An 18227-nucleotide genomic window follows, 5' to 3' on the forward strand; every position below is an offset into this window, starting at 1 on the left:
GATTCTGAGGTAGTGCACTAAAGTGGAGTGCACTAGTACACGTGGAGGTAGTGATGGACGTACCGCAGTTCCGGCGGATCGCTGCGGAGATCGCGGCCCGGATCGCCTCCGGCGAACTCGCGCCCGGTACCAAGGTCGCGTCGACCCGGCAGATCACGGCGCAGTACGGGGTCGCGATGGCGACCGCAACGAAGGTTCTCGCCACCCTGCGCGAGCAGGGCCTCGTGCGAGCGACGCCCGGCGTCGGGACGGTCGTGACCCGTCGAGCCCGGCCCGTCGGGTCGGGGCCGGACCGCGACCTCGTGGTCAGCACGGCCATCACCATCGCCGACGCCGAAGGGCTGACCGGCCTGTCCATGCGCCGCCTCGCCGGCGAGCTCGGCGTCCCGACGATGTCGCTCTACCGACACGTGCAAGACAAGGAGGAGCTGGTGCTGTTGATGACGGACAAGGTTATGGCCGCCAACCCGCCACCGGCGCTGTCACCGGAAACGGACGGCTGGCGGGCCTGCGTCGAAGCTCTCGCCCGGCTGCAATGGTCGATGTACCGGCGGCACACGTGGCTGGCCCAGGCGATCTCGTTCACCCGGCCGCTGCTGGCCCCGCACGCGATGGCCCACACGGAATGGACGATGCGGGCCCTGGACGCGTACGGCCTGGACCCGAACACGCAGTTTCGGGCGGCGGTGATGGTCGCAAACTACGTACGCGGCACAGCGGTGAACCTGGAGGACGAGGCGCAGGCCGAACAGGAGAGCGGCCTGACCGACAAGGAGTGGATGCGGGCGCAGCAGAACCGCCTCGCGACCGTGCTGGCCAGCCGGCAACTGCCTATGATGGCCCGCGCCATCGCCGCCGACCACCTCGAGTTCGACTTGGATATTCTGCTGGAGTTCGGCCTGCAGCGACTGCTCGACGGGCTCGCGCCGCTATTGGATTAGGTCGGATGCACGCGCATTACGCGCAGTTGGTGCGGGTGCTGCCGGGTCTGCTCGACGCCGCCCAGGGCGCGCAGGCCGCGGAGCTCCTGGTGCAGGCGTACCGGATCACCTCGTCGGTCCTGGTGAAGCTCGGCGAGGCCGACCTCGGGTGGCTGGCCGCCGACCGGGCGATGGCCGCCGCCGGCGACGACCCGGTCCTCGCGGCAACAGCGGCCGTCTCGGTCGGCCAGGCGCTACGCGCGTCCGGCCGTGACCGCCTCGCCCTAGCCGCGACGCTAACCGCCGCGAACCGCGTCCTCCCATTTCCCACCCACCCGGCCCCATCCCACCTCGGTGATCATGAGGTTGACGGGTCTTGTCGAGATCAAACCGCCCGTCAACCTCATGATCACCGAGGTGAAGGCGCGCCCGGGCCGCGGCGGCCGGCGGGGGAGTGGGCTGTGGGTGGGACGCTGCTGCTCCAGGCCGCAATGGCCGCCGCCGGTGGCGGCGACACTCGCCGCGCCGAAGAGCTGACCGGCCGGGCCGCGGGGATCGCCTCCAGGCTCAGGGGGTACGACGACCAGCACCGCACCAGCTTCGGGCCGATTGCCGTTGAGCTGGCGCGGGTGGTGGAGGCGCTCTTGCGGGGTGACGCCGCCGAGGCGGTGCGGCGGCACGTGACGGTGATCCGGCGGGAGGCGTGGCGGCGGCTGCCGGCCGAGTATCGGGGCGCGTACCTGGTCGATGCCGCGCGGGCGTACCTGCAGGTTGGTGACCTGCGCGGCGCCGCGCGCGCTCGTGGACGCGGACAGCGTCGCGCCGGCTGAGGTCCGGTGCCGGCCGTTGGCGCGTACCGTGATCGCCGACGTCGCTCGGGGTCACCCGGCGCCGGCCGGCGTGGCGCGACTGGCGACGCTGGTCGGCCTGACCCGGTCACCGGCCAGCCTCCACCCGGGCTCTTCGGCCAAGAGATCATGTCGACCATGAGCTCACCGGCATGGACAGGAATCAGCCCCCAGCAGACAGGTACATCAGATCATGACAAGTAGGTTTACCGAGTTGGCCGTTGACTGCCACGATCCGGAGAGGCTCGCGGCCTTCTGGTGCGAGGTCTTGGACTTCAAGGTGATCGACCGGAGCGAGGGCAAGGTCGAGATCGGCTCCTGGGTGCCGACCGTCGAGGATGTTCGGGCCCGCCAGATGTCGCCAACCCTGGTGTTCATCCAGGTGCCCGAGGGCAAGACCGGGAAGAACCGGCTTCACCTCGACGTCAGCCCGATCGACGGCAGCACCGAAGACGAGGTGACCAGATTGCTCGGCCTCGGCGCCACCAAGACGGATGTGGGCCAGGGCGCAGACCGAAACTGGGTGGTCATGGCAGACCCCGAGGGCAACGAGTTCTGCGTCCTGCGCACCCTGGCGCCGCAGAACTAGTGCCCCGTCTTTGAACGTTGATCGTGTAATCCGTCGGTTCTGAGAAGCCGTCGGGCAGGCTGTCTCCCAACGTATGACGCTATGGGAGGTGGTGGCCGGTGGGCAGACGCCCGGAGGTGTTCGTCCGGCAGGTGTCGATGGCCGAGGGTCAACGATTGCAGCGGATCACCCGGACCGCGAAGGACCCGGTGAAGTTGCGCCGGACGATCGTGGTGCTGATGTCCGCCCAGGGGCAGCCGGCCTCATGTCCACAAGGTACAGTCGATCATGCGGTGGCCGCCTTGCGTCCACCCCTCCCGACCAGCGCCATCTCACAGGGCGGCTGCCGTACTAGGCTGCCCACGTGATTTTGACCATGCCTCAGCAGTTAGCGCAGATCCGCGCCGATGCACTCCAACAAGACTTCCCGGCCGACGATGTCGAACGATGGATCGCCACCGCCATTCCCTGCGGGACACTGACGCCCGGCGGAGACGGGCCGGTCGTCGGCCGGTTCGGCGGCACCGCGATGGTTCCCCGGGGCACCCAGGTTCCCGGAGATCCCCTCGTCGCCACCATCGACTGCGCGGCCCTGCCCAGGCAGGCGACGGATCTTCCACTACCGCCCGACGGTCAACTGCTGCTCTTCGGCTATCCCGAAGGCGGCGATTACTACTCGCAGGGCTCGGCCTTATACGTCCCGGCTGGCGTTGCCGTCGAGGAACCGCCGAAGGACGAAGAACTCGACGAGGACGAGGACGAGGACGAGGAATTTCTCGAGGTTTGCCAAAGTTACCCACAGGGCGACATACACCTGACGATCGACGTCTCCCTGCCCTCACACACCCCGGCGCATCTCAACCCCGAACTGATCGATTATTGGAGTAGTAAGGCCCCCATCAGCAGCAAGTGGGGCGGCGTGCAGATTGGTGGGCACGCCTCGGCCTGCGACTTCCGCGGAAATGACGGTCCCCTCGGAGTCGTCGCGGAGTACGCAGGAAAGGCGGAGCAGTTGGGCTACTGGAGGGGCTCCGGCAGTCCCTCACCGCGCGTCGAGGACTGGGTGCTGCTGGCCGAGTTCTTGTGCAGCTCGGAGATGAGGCCAGGCGGCGCCGCCCTTTACTGGGGGATCCAGCGCGACGAACTGGCCGCGCGGCGCTTCGACGGCGTGTACGCCGTCGTGGACTGGAATCCCTGAGCGCACGACAGGCCCGGGTGCGTCGACGCACCCGGCTCCGAGCACGCGAGGATGGCCCGGACCAGTCGCGATTTTCAGCAGCCACACTGCGCAGGGGCGCTTGGGCGCGGTAGCCGCCAGGCCCCAACCGCCGAACGAGTGGACCGGTTGCCAGCGATAGATCTCCGCACCTCCTACCACGCGTTCGAGAGGGGCGTTCGTGCCGATCGCGGGCGTCGTCATCATCGCCGGCTTCCTGCCCGCCTATTACCTGCCCATCCGCGGCGAGTACGGCGAGGACAAGAAGGCCAACGACCGGCGTTGCTAAGCCGAACCCGGTGATCCGATCGTGGCGCTCAGCGCGCGTGCTGGCCTCAGTACGGCAGGTCGATGCCCTGGCGGCGGGCGAACTCGCGGTGGGCGGTGACGACCGTGTCGATGAAGTAGGCGGCCACCTCGTCGGCCCGCACTACCTGGATCGTTTCGACCTTGAAGTTCTCGTCGCAATAGTGTTCGACGGAGCTGACGCGGGGCTGCGCCACGAGAGCGTCCCGGAGGAGATCCACGGGCTCGTCTCCAGTGTCGACGATGAACTTCACGCCGTCGCCGAAGCTCAACTCCCAGTGCAGCCCGTCGTCAGTACCGACCCAGAGTTGCCGGCAGAGCGCGGCGCGGCTCTGGGCGAAAGCCTCCCGCATCTGGCTGTCGTCCGAGCAGATCGCCGGCAGGACGCTCGGTGTGCGGCCGATGGCCGCGGCGACCGGGGGGAAACCGGCGAGTCGGTCGACGCGGTAGAAGAAGTAGCCCGGGTCGCCGGTGGGGTCCTCGGACTCGATGCCCGGCACCGCGTAGGCGGGTAGTTCAGATGTCATGGGTTCATGGTCCTTTGTGGTGAACGCGTCGGGGGCCGGGCTGGCGGCCCGGCCCCCGACGGAACCCGGCTAGCTCAGCGGGAAGTGGATGGTGAAGGGGATGTTGTTCTTCTTCAGGCAATCCAGCACAAGATCGGATGGGCCGAGTGAGTTATACCCACCGTGTGGCATGAAGTGCCAGTGGGCTCCCTTGATCTTTGTGTTTCGGAACTGCGGGTTAATCTTGTTGTCCTCCAGGATCTTGTCCTGGTTGGCTGGGTCGGAGTACCACTTGTCCTCATCGCACTGGATGAGGTTGTGGCGGTCGTGCTCGGTCGGGACGCCGGTCTTGACCTCGTGGATGACCCAGCCCTCAGGGCTGTACTCGCCATAGTCGGTCGACCGGCCGCTGGGCTCGAACTGCCCTGGCTCGCCGGCCTGCCGCAGCCAGAGCTGGGGCCGGCCGCGAGTGGTGTCGTCACGGTAGCCCATGAGTTCGTCGACGAAGATGTTCTGACCGTCGTTACGGCCCGTGGCCCACCTGACGTCGGGGCCGGGGACGTGCAGGTTCTGCCCGTTGCTGCCCACCGCTTTGAGCGCGAAGTGGATCTTCTGGAGGTCGGTGCGCTCACCACTGAGCAGCCGATTGAAGTTGCTCTTGCTGATTCTGCTGGCGGCTGCTGCCAGACCCTCCGGTTCGACGAGGGCTGCCCAGACCTCCGGCATGATGAGCTCGTAGGTGAGCTCCTTGACGGTGTCGGGGATCTTGTCGTACTTGGCGACGAACCGGGCCGCTGGCGTGAGGCGGTGGGTGTACTTGAGGACGAACTTCGCGACCTTGGCGGGGATCGCGACCGCGTCACCGACGTAGGGGACGACGCCGAGGATGCTGAGACCCGCGCTGACCCACTCGCCGTGGATGAGCGCGGCGATCGTGTCGCGGATGTCGGCGAGCCCGCCGAGGATCCAGCCGACGACCGGGATGACGCTCAGTCCGCCGCTACACAGGTTGCCGGCGAGCCACGCCATCGAGTCCTTCTCGGCGAAGTCGCCGGCGAACATGCCGAGCAGGAAGTCGGAAACGTACGTCCACTTGCTGATCTGCTCGTCGAATCGGCCAGGGTCGAGGCCCTGGGATTCGGCGTTGGCGACCTCGTAGTCGTCGCGTAGACCATCCCCGTCGGTGTCCTGGACACGTGGGTTGATCGAGAGGTCGTCCTCGGTGAAGTCCGAGAGCCCGTCGCCGTCGGTGTCGACGTTGGCGGGATCGGTGAGGCCGTCCTCCTCCACGAGGTCCGGCAGGCCGTCGCCGTCGGTGTCGGTGTCAGTGGGGGTGGGGAGGATCGGCGGGACGTTGCCGGGGGTCGGCGGAGCGCGTGGCTGGTCGGCCACGAGCGGATTGCTGCCCTGGGCCACCTCGGCACCGTCAGTGGCACCGTCGCCGTCGGTGTCCGGGTCGGTGGGCGAGGTGCCGAGCCGCTGCTCGTCGAGGTTGGTGAGCCCATCGCCGTCGACGTCCTCCGCGCCGTCGGCGACCCCGTCCTGATCGGTGTCGACCGCGTTGGGCCGGGTCCAGCCAGCCAACTCGGTGATCTCGAACTTGTCGGTCAACCCGTCACCGTCGGAGTCGACCAGCAGCGGGCTGGACCCGAACCGCAGCTCCACCACATCGACGACTCCGTCGCCATCGTGGTCGCCGTTGTAGGTGATGCCCAGCCGGGTCAACACGCGGAAGCCGTCGTCCCAGGCTTTCGACGCGTGGACCGTCGCCGGCTCCGGATTGGCCTTGGCCAGCATCGTGTCTGCCTTGGCGAGGCTGGCCTTGGCCGCATCCAGGTCCGCGAAAGCCTCGGCCAGCCCAGCTGGGGCGGGCGCGGGCGGCGGGCTGGCCCGGAACGGCCCGATCGTCGCCTCGGCATCCTGGATCGCGGCGTCCGCCAGCAGGCGCAACCCGGACAGGGTCTCCACCAGCGCAACCACATGTGCCTGCTCGGCCTCGCCGTTGGGCGGGCTGGCACCGGAGAGCCGGCTTTTGAGGAACGACTCCAGATGCTGGAGGTTGTCGAACACCGTCGCACCGTCGGCGGCGCTCTTGAGCCGGGCGCCGTCGAAATACCGGCTCTCGATGTCCGCCAGCACCGGGGCGATCCGGCTGTCTCCCAGCCCGCCGTCCACGTACGGCCGGAGGGCCTGGAGGGACTCGGTGATGTAGACCTTGGCGTCGCGGGTGTACTTGGCGGTGGGGATCTTGGCGACCTCCACCTCCCACAGGCGTTTCTCCCCTGCCGACGCTGGGGCGGCGACGAGCGCCACCTGTGCGGCGACCAGTGCCGCAACCACAGCGGCAAGTCTTGAGCGCCATCGTCTTCTGTGTCTCACCGACACCTCCGTCTATGCGTCCCGAACAAAGATTTCGCAACAATATCCACCGACATCGTTGTCCGAGGTCCCGCCGGACTTAGCCGCCTATGCATGCACGCCTATATGTATGGCGAGTTAAAGCGACATCCGCTGCGGCTCGATATGGCAGGCGATCGTGAGCGGTACGCCACCAGCCATCGATCTTGGCTGAGGTCCGACGGTGGACAGGCATCCGGACCTGGTCGATGCCGCGCGGGCGTACCTCCAGGTTGGTGACCTGGGCGGCGCCGCACGCGCCCTGGTCGACGCGGACAGTGTTGCGCCAGCTGAGGTTCGGTGCCGGCCGTTGGCGCGTACCGTGATCGCCGACGTCGCCCGGGTCACCCGGCGCCGGCCGGCGTGGCGCGACTGGCGACGCTGGCCGGTGTGGTGCCCGCCCGCATGATCGGCGGCTGATCGCTCTGCGCCGCCCATGAAAGCGGGCCCGGCGCGGGCTGCACGCAGCCTGCCGCCGGGCCCGCTGGGGGCGCTGCGCCTACTTCGCCAACCCAAATCCACCGAGTACGGTCTTGAAGTTGTCGGCCAGAATCTGACGAATCTGCTGGCCATGCGGAGTGGCCCAGTCCTTGGCGAGTTCGCCGAGGACCGCGGCGGTGGTGGTCAGGATGACGCCGGCCTGCATCATGCGCAGTCGCGCCGCCTCCTCGGAGGCCTGGAACACCGATCCTCCGGCGTCGAGCACCGCGTAGACCTCGTATCCGGCCCGCTTGGCGCTGAGGGCGGTGTAGATCAGGCAGCCGTCGTTGGTGGTGCCGGCCATGATCAGGGTCTGGCGGCCGGTGGCCTCGACGGCCCGGACGAAGTTCGGGTCGTCCCAGGAGTCGATGATGCCGGTGCGCTTGATCCGGTTCGCGTAGGCCTCGGGGTTGATCTCCTCCAGCCCGGGCATCCACCAGTCCTGGTTGTCGTCCTCGGTGCTGCTGGTCCAGACGTTGGGGATGTCGAGGACCTTCGCGGCCTTCACAAGGGTGATGCTGTTCAACTTGGCGACGTCGGGCGACTGGGTCTTGATGAACCCCATCGAGATGACCTGGTGGTCGATCAGGATCAGAGCACTGTCCTGCGCCTTCAGATCGGACATGGCTGGTAACTCCAATTCGGGATGGCGAACCCTCGTGGGTCCGTGTCTGTTGCCCCGAGCGGTCGGCTCGGGTTGGTAGCGCGGGGAATCCGTCGCCCGCGGCTCAGATGGTGCGGTCGGGTACCGCGCACCCGTCCGGGGCGCACATGCCCTCGGCGTCAGCGACAACCGGCAGCGGCTGTGGCGTGGGATGGCTCTCGGCCCACGCCTTGGCGATGACCGCGAGCAGGTCGTCGACGCCGATCGCCCCGGGAACGGCGAAGCGGCCATCGAACACGAGGAACGGGGCGCCGCGGGCCCCGAGGCGCTGTGCCTCGCGCTGGTCGGCCGCCACGCGGGCGCGGTAGCGGCGGCTACGCAGGGCCTCGGCGGCCCCGGCGCGGTCTAGGCCCACCTCGGCGGCGAAGTCGAGAACCTCGCCGGCGGTCCACAGCTTGCGGGCCTGCCCGAAGTGCGCGCGGAACATCGCCGTCCAGATCTCGGCTCCGCGGCCCTGGTCGGTCGCGTACGCGAGCAGCTCGTGGGCCAGGTCGGTCGGACCGAGCGTGCGGTCGACCGCGCGGTAGGGCGTCAGGCCCTCCGCCTTGGCTGCCCGCTCGATCGGCCGCAGGACCCGGTCCACGGTCGTCGCGGGGGCCCCGGCCATCTTGATCAACTCTCGTTGACTGACGCCCTCCCGTGGCAGGTCGGGGTGTAGTTGGAACGACCGGTGGATCACCTGCACCTGATCGCCATCCGGGAACCGGTCCAGGGCCTGGTGGAGCCGGTGATCCATCAGCCCGCAGTACGGGCAGACGATGTCTGACCAGAACTCGATCTTCATGGCACTCCTCCTCGTTTCTTACTACCTGTTCGTAGCCACATCATGCATTAGAATCGGAGAGCCACAAAAGGTACATTCATGTGCGTAGCAACTGGCTGACGGAGGGGGAGCGGGTATGAGTGCAGGGGATCTTCGACGGACGCGAACCAACGTCCGGGCGAACGTCCGGGCCGCGCCAGGGCCCTGTGCGCACTGGAACGACGAAGACGCCGATTTCATCCGCGAGGTCCTGGACCTCGTCGGCGACAAGTGGAGCGTCTTGATCATCGGTACGCTCGCCGACGGCCCCATCCGCTACTCGAACCTGGGCGACGCGATCCCCGGCATCTCTCAGCGCATGCTCACGCTGACCTTGAAGCACCTGCAGCGCACCGGCCTCGTCACCCGGACCTCCTACCCCGAAGTCCCTCCCCGCGTCGAGTACGCCCTCACCGAACTGGGCACGTCACTGCTCTCCACCGTCCTGGCCCTGGCGGCCTGGTCCGCCGACCACCATGCCGAAATCCGCCGCCACCAGACGGAATACGACAACGTCACGTAAGCCTCCAACGTCACGTGGCTTTGGCGTGGGTACGAGGACGGCCACCGTACGTCTGACGCGACCCTTGCCTCCGGAGGCATGTCCGGCTGATCGCGGCGCGCCAGGCGAGAACGGTGCAGCCATGGGATGGACGCGACATGATGAAGAGCGTGAATTCCTCCCTCGACACCCTGCCGAAGATCGGTGCACCAGCGACGCGGGCCTTGGACAACGCTGGCTACACCGCCCTGCGTGACCTTGCAGGGGTGCCGCGCGCCGAACTGGCCAAGCTGCACGGCATGGGGCCGAAAGCGCTCGAAATCATCCAGAGTGCGCTCAAGCAGCACAACCTGAGTCTGGGTTAGAAACTCGACGTCACCTCACGACCGCCTGGCCAAGGCCATCTCCTCTGGCTGGGAGGAAACCGCGAGTCAGTGGCCAACGGACTGAGGTCCGTTGGCTCAAATTAGTGCGCACCTTGGCTGATCGCGGCGCCGGCGGTGCAAGGTCGTCGGGTATCCAGCGGCGGGATACCCTACCTGCGGTGCCTCGAACCGCGTGACCGGAGGAGTCGATGCTGGGATGACGGCAGGGCGACCGATGCCCACACAGGACGACGTGCTCGGGTACTTCAACACGCTGTCGAACTGGGGACGGTGGGGCGACGAAGACGAGCTCGGAACTCTGAACCACATCACCGACGACGTCCGGCTGGCGGCGGCGCGGGCCGTGCGCCACGGCAGGAGCGTGTCCTGCGCATGGGAGGTTGCCGTACCGGAAGAAATGGAGCGGTCGACGACGACGTGCCCGTGCGCCGCCGACATGCCGGGTGCCGAGAACATGCCGGTGGCCGGCTTCCACGCCGACCGGCGCTGGGGCTTCTCGTCCGAGCGGCTCGGCATCACATTCCACGGCAACACCCTCACCCACGTCGACTCGCCGTGCCACATCTTCTGGGACGGCACGATGTACAACGGGCGTTCGCACTCGTTGGTCGACGCCGCAACGGGATCGGCGTGGGCGGCCGTCACGGCGGCGGCGAACGGGATCATCACGCGTGGTGTCCTGCTGGACGTTGCGAGGGCCCGCGATGTGCCGTGGTTGGAACCGGGGCAGGGTGTGTTTCCCGACGATCTCGAGGAGGCCGAGCGTCGCCAGGGTGTACGGGTGCGATCCGGCGATGCGGTACTCCTGCGGACCGGCTATGGCCGCGTCCGGCACGAGGCCGGTGCGGCCAGCGGTTTCACGCAGGCCGGCTGGCACGCGTCCTGCCTGCCGTGGCTACATGAACGCGGCGTCGCGCTGATCGGCGCTGACACCCCCCAGGACGTTCAGCCGTCGGGGTACGAAGACGTGTTGATGCCGGTTCACGCCGTGGGTCTCGTCGCGATGGGTCTGTGGCTGCTCGACAACTGCGACCTGGAGGTGTGCGCGACGACGGCTGCCGAGCTCGGCCAGTGGGACTTCCACCTCGCAGTCGCGCCGGTCCGCTTCGCCGGTACCTCCGGCAGCCCGGTCAACCCGATCGCCACATTCTGACCGCGGTTCACGAGGGGTGCGGTGCCATGAACGGCCCGTCGTCATGCGCCGACCCGAGATGCTCGATATCCCGCGCACTACGCCGCGACGAGTGCACGATCTGCACCGCCGTCGCGGGGTCCTACCGTCCTCGTTATCGGGTCACAGTCCGTCAGTGACGATCTGTACCCCGTCGAACTTCAGTGCGGCCAGATCGCCTCGCCGAATCGCCCAGTTGACACGGTCGGACTCCCCGGAGTTGGGGTCGTAGGAGCCATCCGGGGGTGAGGCATGTCGACCGGAAGCGTCGGGCTGCCGCCCCACTGGCCCACCACCGGCCCGTCGATGTCCGGACCCAGTTGCACGCACGGGCGGAGGACACCGCTCATCCACCGCTCCACCTCGGCCGGAGGAATGCTCCGCCTCGCGGCCTCTGCGCGGAATAGGTCAACTGCCTGGGTGGTCCCGAAAGTCATGCGCGCCACTATAGGAGCCGGAGCTGACTACCGCGGTTCACACCGCGGACGCCGACACCTGGCACCCTCGGACGTGTCACGAGGCGCGCGGCAGCGCGAGCCAGTCCTGCCAGGTGATGTCGCGGCCCAGGTAACGGGGCTGCTGGAAGGGCCAGTCGGCGGCGATCCACTGCGGCACCAGTGCGTCGAGCGCGCTCTCCGCCTCGCTGCCGACCAGGTCGTCCACCACCCACCAGGAGACCTCGCCGTCGGAGCCGGTGCGCTCGGGCGGGTCGATGTAGACGCAGCCGAGGAGCGCCGTCTCCTCCTCGTCCAGCAGCGCGTAGTTGAACGACTCGTGTGCGGCTATTTCCTTCTCGTGGCGCAGCAGGTCGATACGGTCCTCGTCGTAGGTCATCGTCGCCGGGGGCCAGGCCCAGGCCGGGCCGAATATCTCCCACAAGCGCTCTCGGGAGCCCATCACGGCGGGGTAGTCGAGCGCGGTGTCCGCCTCCCGGATCGGCCGCAGGTGAAGCGCGGTGTTGGGCACGGGTACGTGCACGGGGTGGATGAAGTCATCAGGAAGCCAGCTCATAAGGGCGGAGGCTACAGCCGGTCGGCGCGGGATGGATTCAGGCGGTACGGCCGGACAGGTCCTGTCGGCCGGCGGATCATTCGAAGAACTTGATGCTGAACCCGGTGTCGGTCGTCGGGCCGGGCACGTTCGCGCGGCGGTAGGTGGTGTTGCCCCACCAGCAGAAGGTGCCGGTGTACCAGTACCGGTTCTCCCAGGAGTACGGAGTGCCCTTGGGCACGGCGTGGAACATCAGCGGGAACCTCGGCCCGGCGGGTGGGCTCGTGGCGATGTCGCCGTTGAGCAGGACGAAGCTGTGGTGGCCGGGCCCGTTCACGTACAGAGTGGGATCCCAGCCGGCCATCATCGTGGCCCGGTTCGAGCCGAACAGGCAGCCGTTCGACTTGTACCAGTCCCACACGTACGTCGGGTCGCCGCCGACCCGCAGCCGCAGGTCGGCGAGGCAGTACTGGTCACTCCAACTGCCGTTGGCGGAGTAGACGATGTGCAGTTGCCCGTTCGGGTCCTTGATCGCTTCGGGGGACTCGTTGATGTACGGGTTGCCGACGACGCGTTCCCAGCTCTCCCGCGGCTGGGAGATGATGTACCGGTTGCCAGTCGGGGTGACCGGGTCGCTCATCCGGCTGAGGTAGATGTTCTGTTCGATGTTGGTGTCGCCGGCCCACCCCGACCAGACGAACCATCGCTGCCCGTTGAAGGTGAACAGGCTGCCGTCGATGGCCCACTTGCCGCCGGGCAGCGCGAGCTGCCGCTCGGCCGTGTAGCCGCTGGCCGGCGACGCCGAGCTGATCGCGTACATCCGGTGTGCGGTGCCACGTCCAGCGGAGAAGTAGATGTAGTAGCGGCCGCCATCGGTGATGATCTCCGGAGCCCAGACCTCACCGAGGTTGCGGCTGTCCGTCCATACCTGCCGCGCGGGTGCGGCGGCCAGCGCGTCGGTTGACGCTGCCTGCCGCACGGCGATCCCGCCGTTGAGCGACTGGACGGAGATGTAGGTGCTGCCGACGCGGATCACGCTCGGGTCGGCGGCCCGCAGACTGGTCTGCCCGGCGACCGCCGGTCCGGCGCCGGGAACGGACAGTCCGGTGGCGAGCACAGCGGCCAGCAGGATGGAGAGGAGTCGCGGGCGGGTTCGGTTACTGACGTTCACGATCGGGACTCCTTGTCCTCTGGATGAGCCGGCGGGTGGTCGGCCCCGGTCATGTCGGATCCCGGCCGGCCGGCCTCGGCAGCGGCCGGAGTGGACAGCGCGAACTCGCTTTCCGGGATGACGTTGCCACAACGTCACCACCCACGTCGACACTGCAGCAGTGGGTCCACATAGTCGTGCGGCTCAGAAGGACAGCAACCGACATCCATCAATGCAGGACAAGGCGCATGCGGTGTTGGTCACGATGGTTCGCGCACCATGAACACGTCCACCGGGTCCTCGGTCTCGACCGTGAATCCGTGCCTCTCGTACAGCCGGCGGGCCGAACTACCCTGCAACACGTTCAGCCGGACCAGGCTGCCATCGCGGTCGCACTGCTCCAGCAGCCCGCGCAGCACCGCGGCACCGATGCCGCTGCCCTGCAGGTGCGGGGCCAGGTAGAAGTGCTCCAGCCACTGGGCGTCCTCGGCTGGACGCAGCGACACGCAGCCGGCGAACGCGCCGCCTACCTCGATCACCCAGGTGTGCGCCGGCGCGAACCCGTCCCGCAGTCGCTGGCGCACCCGCTGCTCGTCGTACCGCCCGAGCCGCTCCAGATCCGCCCGAAGCACCACGGCCCGCAACTCGGCCACCGCCTCGACGTCGGCCACCGAAGCCGGCCGTAGCTCCCAGTCCGTCATGATCGCAAAGCTACTGCTGCGACGTGGTCGGATCCTGGACGGCCCCTCGCCGCTAGCGGTGGCGCGGAGTACTGGGGGAACAAGTATTCGAGAGCCGCGAATCTGGGCTCCACGGTGTGGTCGGCTCGGGCTAACGAGCCCGATGGTTACCTTCTCGGCTCGTACCGCATCGCCACCGCCCCCGAGGCGAACTCCAGCCGGCTCACGAGCTTCAAGTCGACATGCTTCGACATCCCCGCGAACAATGTCGGCCCGTGGCCCGCAAGCCTGGGATGCACCACCAACTACCAGTTGCTCGACGGATGGATTCAGTCCGACGGCGAGCGACCCCGCGAACTCGTGGCGGAACAGGTGCGAGAGTGGATAAACCAAGGTGGCCTGGATCTGATCCGGCGGTTCGCCACCGATCTCGACGTGATCAACGACATCCTCGACGAATACCGCAAAACCCCTAAGGAGGAACGTACTCCCGACGGGCTCAACAAGATAGCGGACACCTGCGACAGCCTGCTCACCCACGTCGACGAGGCCGATCGGTTCTTCCGCGTTCCGGAATCGTCCCTTCAGGACTTGTGGGAGGAGTTCCTCACCCACGCCGAGACGAACGCGGCGACCTGCTCGAAGGAGTTCGACAGCGTCATCAAAGGCGACGGGTCGAATGCGTACGCCACCGCAGTACGACAGCTCTCCGAGAACGCTCCCGACAGGCTGCTTGAATTCACGAAGGCGACCGGGAAAGCCATGGGATAGCGGCCACCGTCCGGCATCGGATCCACCGGATCATAAGATGGGCGGACCCTGGCCAACCGGCCCGTGGCCAGCGAATACGGGAAGGGAACCGTGCCGACCTACCGCCACCCAGGCACCGCCATCACCGACCACAGCTTCCGGGTACCGCTCGACCACGCGAACCCGGCCGGTGAGCAGATCGAGGTGTACGCCCGCGAGGTCGTCGCTGTCGGCAAGGCGCACGAGTCGCTGCCCTGGCTGCTCTTCCTCCAGGGCGGCCCCGGCGGTCGGTCACCGCGCCCCGTGGGCCGTGACAGCTGGCTGGATCGGGCGCTGGACGACTACCGGGTGCTGCTGCTGGACCAGCGCGGCACCGGCCGCTCCACCCCCGCCAATCGGCAGACGCTGCCACTGCGCGGCGACGCGACCGCGCAGGCCCGGTATCTGGCGCACTTCCGGGCCGACTCGATCGTCCGGGACTGCGAGCTGATCCGCCGGGAACTCCTCGGCGAGGACGGACGGTGGAGCCTGCTCGGCCAGAGCTACGGCGGCTTCTGCACCCTCACCTACCTGTCGTACGCGCCGGAAGGCGTCCGCGAGGCCTTCGTGACCGGTGGCCTCCCCGGCCTGCGCAGCAGCGCGCACGAGGTCTACCGGTCCGCGTACCCGCGCGTGCAGCGCAAGGTCGAGGCGCACTACGCGCGCTACCCGGAGGACGTCGAGACCGTTCGCGCCGTCGTGCGGCACCTCCGGGAGCGGGAGGTGCGGCTGCCCGGCGGCGGGTTGCTGACCGCCGAGGCGTTCCAGGCGATCGGCACCACGCTGGGCACCGGCAACGGTACGCACACCCTGCACTACCTGCTCGAAGACGCTTTCCTGCCGGGGGTGCCCGCCGGTCACCTCTCCGACTCGTTCCTCGCCGAGGTCCAGGGCCATCTCTCGTACGCGAGCCGCCCGCTCTACGCGCTGCTGCACGAGTCGATCTACGGCCAGCGGTCGGTGACACCGGGTGCCACGGGTTGGGCGGCCGAGACCGTACGGGCCGAGTTCCCGCAGTTCGACGCCGACGGGGCGCTGGCGGACGACCGACCGGTGCTGCTGACCGGCGAGATGATCTACCCGTGGATGTTCGCCAGCGATCCGGCACTGGCCCCGCTGCGCGAGACGGCGGAGCTGCTGGCGCGGCGCGAGGAGTGGCCGGACCTGTACGACCCGCAGCAGTTGGCCCGCAACGAGGTGCCCGTCGCCGCCGCCGTCTACCACGACGACATGTACGTCGACACCGACGACTCGTTGGCCACGGCGCGATCGGTGCGCGGTCTACGCCCCTGGATCACCAACGAGTACGAACACGACGGCCTACGGGTGAGCGAGGGCCGCGTCCTCGACCGGCTGATCCGCCTGGTTCGTGGCGAGATATGAGGTCCCGCCGGCCGACGGCTGAAAGCCCGGGTCGGCGGGTGACCTCGTTTGCGGCCAGGGAGCCTGGGAACTCGCCCCGTTCGTCCGCTGGCAGGCCTGACGGCCGGTCGAGGAGACGGAAGGAGCGGGTCATGGAGTACGAGCAGTTGATCGCCACGGTACGGCGGCGCGGGGGCCTCGGTGAGAATGAGGCCGTGCGGTCCGTACAGGCCGTCCTGTCGGTGCTCGGCGAACGGCTCGCCGGACGGGAGGCCGACCACCTCGCGGCACAGCTACCGGAGCGGCTGAACCCGTCGGTCACCCGTAATCCACGGGGCCGCCAGTGGGACATCGGCGACTTCCTGAAACACGTCGGCGATCGGGAGCAGTGCGCGGACGCGGACCAGGTGCGTCAGCACGCCCAGGCGGTGTTGCGTACCGTCGCCGAGGCGCTCAATGACGACGAGCGTCACGATCTGCTCGCCCAGCTTCCCGCCGGCATCATCGATCTCTTCGGTGTTCCCACCCCGCGCGGTTGAGTACCGCCCGCGGATGCGACCCGCGTGACGGCGCACAGGTGACCGGAGCAGGTCAGGTCTTGCGGACCGCGCTCGTGAAGCCGGCGATGAAGAGGGTGGCGAAGCTCCAGGCGAGCAGCTGCAGGATCCAGCCGGCGATGGTCAGGGTCTGGCCGGCACGGGTGTCGGTGGGTTGGCAGCGGTCACGGGCGCCGGTCTTGAGCACTGGGGTGCCGAGGTCGAGGCCGACGCCGATCTGGTCGATGGTGGTGCAGGTGGTGGCTGCTCCGCTGGTCACCGGCTTCTGCGCCAGGCCGCCGTGGTGGCCGCCGAGGACGCTGAGGGTCACTGCGATCGCCAGTGTGGCGAGGAGCAGGAGCAGGGCCCGCCAGGGCTGGTAGCCGTAGCCGAGGGTGATGCCGGTGAGGCGACCCCAGGCGCGCTCGGAGGCGCTCAGTCCGGCGCGCTGGATCTGGTCGCGGCGTTGGGCGATGAGGATGGTGCGGGCGTCGCGGTCGTGGCCGGCGGCGCGGTACGCGGCGGCGAGGTGCTGGTAGGGCTGGGCGCTGTAACGGGGGGTGCCCTCGCGCAGCAGGGTCAACCAGCGCCGCAGTGACGTGGGCCGCGGGAGCCCGCTGTAGGTGAGCCCGTCCAACTCGATCAGCGGTCCCGGACCCGGTGCCGTGCGCGTCACCCGATCGGTGTCGAGGCAAAGGGCCCCACCAATCCTCGCTCCAGCCAGCACCAGCACCACCACCTCGTCACCGCCGCTGGTGGCGCTGAATTCGTCATCCAGGAGCACGTCCTGGTCGACCCGGAGGCCGTTCACGTCGAGGGCGGGGCCGGTCGTGTTCTCCAGGCGCGCCCCACCGCAGGCCAGGAGTCCGCCGATGTGGGCGCCGGACAGGCCGATGCCGCCCCACTCGCTGGCGCTGGTGGCGGTGAAACCACTGTCCAGGGCCACGTCCCGGTCAACGGTGAGGCCGTCGGCGTCGAGGACCGGTCCGGCGGTGTTCGTCAGCCGCGCACCGCTCGCGCTCAACGAGCCGATGTGCGCGCCGAGCAGCCGGATGGTGCCCTGCTCGCTGGCGCTGGTGGCGATGAAGCCGTTCGACAGCAGCACGTCCTGGTTGGCCCGGAGATTGTCGGCGTTGAGTGCCGGGCCGGCGGTGTTCTCCAACCGTGCTCCACCGCAGTTGAGCTGGCCGCCGATGTGGGCACCGAGCAGCCGGATGGTGCCTCGCACGCTGGGGCTGGTGGCGGTGAATCCGTCATTCAAGAACACGCTCTGGTCGACCTGGAGGCCGTCGGCGTCCAGGGCAGATCCGGTGCTGTTCGCCAACCGCGCTCCACGGCAGTCCAACGTGCCGACGCGTGCGGCGGCGAGACGAACGGTGCCGGCGACCGCGTCAGCGGTGACCGTGCTCTTCCTGAGCGACATCACCCACGCGGCACAGCGGGTGGCGTCGAGTGCCGCGTCCGCGGAACCGGGCGCCTGCTCGATGCGGCACCCGGTCAGGGCGACCGCTGACAGGCGGGCGTTGCGAAGGTTCACGCCGCTGGGCAGCAGGCAGTCACGCAGCTCCAGCGCCAGGTCACTGGTGATGTTCTCCAGATCGATCTGGCCGACGATCCGGGCTCCGCGCAGCCGCAGGCCATGTGGGTCGGGCTCGCTGACCAACCGGCCGCGGACCAGCTCACGGATGACCGAAGCCGAGATCGTGCGGTCATCGCCCCAGGACCGCATCGCTGCCTCGTCGACCGGCCCGTCACCGGCCAGGTCGAGCACCGCGCCGTGGGCGACGGACTCGATCAGCCGCTGCTCCAACGGACTCTGCGGTCCGCCGTTCGCATCCCGCACCCGCTGGGCGCCCACTGACGTCATGGCAACCATCATCAACGAGAAGTGCGCCCGGCGGTCCGCGCCGCTACGCGGATATCGGCTTTCGGTTGTGGCGGTGGCCGCTGAGAA

The 18227-nt window shown here is 68.4% G+C and carries 19 protein-coding genes; 11 read left to right on the forward strand and 8 right to left on the reverse strand.

The annotated features are described in order from the left end of the window. Positions 1 to 53: 53 nt before the first annotated feature. The 4 genes from ACFY29_RS28230 (at position 54) to ACFY29_RS28245 (ending at position 3534) form a co-directional block, all read left to right on the forward strand. The gene (locus tag ACFY29_RS28230) at positions 54 to 941 is read left to right on the forward strand and encodes a TetR/AcrR family transcriptional regulator C-terminal domain-containing protein (RefSeq protein WP_386991074.1); all 888 of its coding nucleotides are present in this window, start codon (positions 54 to 56) and stop codon (positions 939 to 941) included. 5 nt (positions 942 to 946) lie between these two features. Then, positions 947 to 1750, forward strand: coding sequence for a hypothetical protein (locus ACFY29_RS28235; RefSeq protein ID WP_386991076.1), 804 nt, complete (start codon positions 947 to 949; stop codon positions 1748 to 1750). A gap of 211 nt (positions 1751 to 1961) precedes the next feature. After that, the gene (locus tag ACFY29_RS28240) at positions 1962 to 2357 is read left to right on the forward strand and encodes a VOC family protein (RefSeq protein WP_386991077.1); all 396 of its coding nucleotides are present in this window, start codon (positions 1962 to 1964) and stop codon (positions 2355 to 2357) included. A gap of 343 nt (positions 2358 to 2700) precedes the next feature. Continuing rightward, a complete protein-coding gene (locus ACFY29_RS28245) occupies positions 2701 to 3534 on the forward strand; it encodes a DUF1963 domain-containing protein (RefSeq protein WP_386991079.1) in 834 nt (277 codons plus the stop codon). 353 nt (positions 3535 to 3887) lie between these two features. Here the strand turns inward: ACFY29_RS28245 and ACFY29_RS28250 are convergent, their stop codons facing one another. Beyond that, positions 3888 to 4385, reverse strand: a complete 498-nt coding sequence (locus tag ACFY29_RS28250; RefSeq protein WP_386991081.1) for a hypothetical protein — start codon at positions 4383 to 4385, stop codon at positions 3888 to 3890. 69 nt (positions 4386 to 4454) lie between these two features. Next, positions 4455 to 6704, reverse strand: a complete 2250-nt coding sequence (locus tag ACFY29_RS28255; protein ID WP_386991083.1) for a hypothetical protein — start codon at positions 6702 to 6704, stop codon at positions 4455 to 4457. 241 nt (positions 6705 to 6945) lie between these two features. On the opposite strand from ACFY29_RS28255, the gene ACFY29_RS28260 reads away from it, so the two are divergent. After that, positions 6946 to 7170 (forward strand): hypothetical protein, encoded by a 225-nt coding sequence (locus ACFY29_RS28260; RefSeq protein ID WP_386991085.1) that lies wholly within the window; start codon positions 6946 to 6948, stop codon positions 7168 to 7170. Between the two features lie 90 nt (positions 7171 to 7260). Here the strand turns inward: ACFY29_RS28260 and ACFY29_RS28265 are convergent, their stop codons facing one another. Beyond that, a complete protein-coding gene (locus ACFY29_RS28265; RefSeq protein WP_386991087.1) occupies positions 7261 to 7866 on the reverse strand; it encodes an isochorismatase family protein in 606 nt (201 codons plus the stop codon). 103 nt (positions 7867 to 7969) lie between these two features. Next, the gene (locus tag ACFY29_RS28270; RefSeq protein WP_328417090.1) at positions 7970 to 8689 is read right to left on the reverse strand and encodes a DsbA family oxidoreductase; all 720 of its coding nucleotides are present in this window, start codon (positions 8687 to 8689) and stop codon (positions 7970 to 7972) included. Between the two features lie 115 nt (positions 8690 to 8804). Between ACFY29_RS28270 and ACFY29_RS28275 the strand changes: the two genes are divergently transcribed. The 3 genes from ACFY29_RS28275 to ACFY29_RS28285 all read left to right on the forward strand — a co-directional run bounded on the left by ACFY29_RS28275 (position 8805) and on the right by ACFY29_RS28285 (position 10748). Beyond that, on the forward strand, positions 8805 to 9230 hold the full coding sequence (locus ACFY29_RS28275) for a winged helix-turn-helix transcriptional regulator (protein ID WP_386991089.1): 426 nt from the start codon (positions 8805 to 8807) through the stop codon (positions 9228 to 9230). A gap of 137 nt (positions 9231 to 9367) precedes the next feature. Beyond that, positions 9368 to 9574, forward strand: a complete 207-nt coding sequence (locus tag ACFY29_RS28280; RefSeq protein ID WP_386991091.1) for a helix-hairpin-helix domain-containing protein — start codon at positions 9368 to 9370, stop codon at positions 9572 to 9574. A gap of 235 nt (positions 9575 to 9809) precedes the next feature. Next, the gene (locus ACFY29_RS28285) at positions 9810 to 10748 is read left to right on the forward strand and encodes a cyclase family protein (RefSeq protein WP_386991093.1); all 939 of its coding nucleotides are present in this window, start codon (positions 9810 to 9812) and stop codon (positions 10746 to 10748) included. Between the two features lie 531 nt (positions 10749 to 11279). Here ACFY29_RS28285 and ACFY29_RS28290 read toward each other — a convergent pair. The 3 genes from ACFY29_RS28290 to ACFY29_RS28300 all read right to left on the reverse strand — a co-directional run bounded on the left by ACFY29_RS28290 (position 11280) and on the right by ACFY29_RS28300 (position 13607). Next, entirely contained in the window at positions 11280 to 11777 is a 498-nt protein-coding gene (locus ACFY29_RS28290) for an N-acetyltransferase (RefSeq protein ID WP_328417080.1), read from the reverse strand. Positions 11778 to 11853: 76 nt separating this feature from the next. Continuing rightward, the gene (locus tag ACFY29_RS28295; protein ID WP_386991095.1) at positions 11854 to 12927 is read right to left on the reverse strand and encodes a glycoside hydrolase family 43 protein; all 1074 of its coding nucleotides are present in this window, start codon (positions 12925 to 12927) and stop codon (positions 11854 to 11856) included. Between the two features lie 239 nt (positions 12928 to 13166). Further along, entirely contained in the window at positions 13167 to 13607 is a 441-nt protein-coding gene (locus tag ACFY29_RS28300; protein WP_386991097.1) for a GNAT family N-acetyltransferase, read from the reverse strand. A 114-nt stretch (positions 13608 to 13721) separates the two neighbouring features. On the opposite strand from ACFY29_RS28300, the gene ACFY29_RS28305 reads away from it, so the two are divergent. From ACFY29_RS28305 to ACFY29_RS28315, 3 genes are all read left to right on the forward strand, one after another. Beyond that, the gene (locus ACFY29_RS28305) at positions 13722 to 14357 is read left to right on the forward strand and encodes a hypothetical protein (protein ID WP_386991099.1); all 636 of its coding nucleotides are present in this window, start codon (positions 13722 to 13724) and stop codon (positions 14355 to 14357) included. A gap of 90 nt (positions 14358 to 14447) precedes the next feature. Then, positions 14448 to 15758, forward strand: a complete 1311-nt coding sequence (locus tag ACFY29_RS28310; protein WP_386991101.1) for an alpha/beta fold hydrolase — start codon at positions 14448 to 14450, stop codon at positions 15756 to 15758. Between the two features lie 131 nt (positions 15759 to 15889). Next, a complete protein-coding gene (locus ACFY29_RS28315; protein WP_386991103.1) occupies positions 15890 to 16276 on the forward strand; it encodes a DUF2267 domain-containing protein in 387 nt (128 codons plus the stop codon). 52 nt (positions 16277 to 16328) lie between these two features. On the opposite strand, the gene ACFY29_RS28320 is transcribed toward ACFY29_RS28315, so the two are convergent. Then, on the reverse strand, positions 16329 to 18140 hold the full coding sequence (locus tag ACFY29_RS28320) for a hypothetical protein (protein ID WP_386991104.1): 1812 nt from the start codon (positions 18138 to 18140) through the stop codon (positions 16329 to 16331). Positions 18141 to 18227: the final 87 nt, after the last annotated feature.

This window comes from Micromonospora sp. NPDC000668 (assembly GCF_042897975.1).
In the GTDB taxonomy this organism is placed as follows: domain Bacteria; phylum Actinomycetota; class Actinomycetes; order Mycobacteriales; family Micromonosporaceae; genus Micromonospora.

Coding starts and splice junctions, on each gene's coding strand:
- ACFY29_RS28230 (WP_386991074.1), top strand. CDS start 54: ATGGACGTACCGCAGTTCCGGCGGATCGCTGCGGAGATCGCGGCCCGG.
- ACFY29_RS28235 (WP_386991076.1), top strand. CDS start 947: ATGCACGCGCATTACGCGCAGTTGGTGCGGGTGCTGCCGGGTCTGCTC.
- ACFY29_RS28240 (WP_386991077.1), top strand. CDS start 1,962: ATGACAAGTAGGTTTACCGAGTTGGCCGTTGACTGCCACGATCCGGAG.
- ACFY29_RS28250 (WP_386991081.1), bottom strand. CDS start 4,385: ATGACATCTGAACTACCCGCCTACGCGGTGCCGGGCATCGAGTCCGAG.
- ACFY29_RS28265 (WP_386991087.1), bottom strand. CDS start 7,866: ATGTCCGATCTGAAGGCGCAGGACAGTGCTCTGATCCTGATCGACCAC.
- ACFY29_RS28270 (WP_328417090.1), bottom strand. CDS start 8,689: ATGAAGATCGAGTTCTGGTCAGACATCGTCTGCCCGTACTGCGGGCTG.
- ACFY29_RS28275 (WP_386991089.1), top strand. CDS start 8,805: ATGAGTGCAGGGGATCTTCGACGGACGCGAACCAACGTCCGGGCGAAC.
- ACFY29_RS28280 (WP_386991091.1), top strand. CDS start 9,368: ATGATGAAGAGCGTGAATTCCTCCCTCGACACCCTGCCGAAGATCGGT.
- ACFY29_RS28285 (WP_386991093.1), top strand. CDS start 9,810: ATGCCCACACAGGACGACGTGCTCGGGTACTTCAACACGCTGTCGAAC.
- ACFY29_RS28290 (WP_328417080.1), bottom strand. CDS start 11,777: ATGAGCTGGCTTCCTGATGACTTCATCCACCCCGTGCACGTACCCGTG.
- ACFY29_RS28300 (WP_386991097.1), bottom strand. CDS start 13,607: ATGACGGACTGGGAGCTACGGCCGGCTTCGGTGGCCGACGTCGAGGCG.
- ACFY29_RS28315 (WP_386991103.1), top strand. CDS start 15,890: ATGGAGTACGAGCAGTTGATCGCCACGGTACGGCGGCGCGGGGGCCTC.
- ACFY29_RS28320 (WP_386991104.1), bottom strand. CDS start 18,140: ATGACGTCAGTGGGCGCCCAGCGGGTGCGGGATGCGAACGGCGGACCG.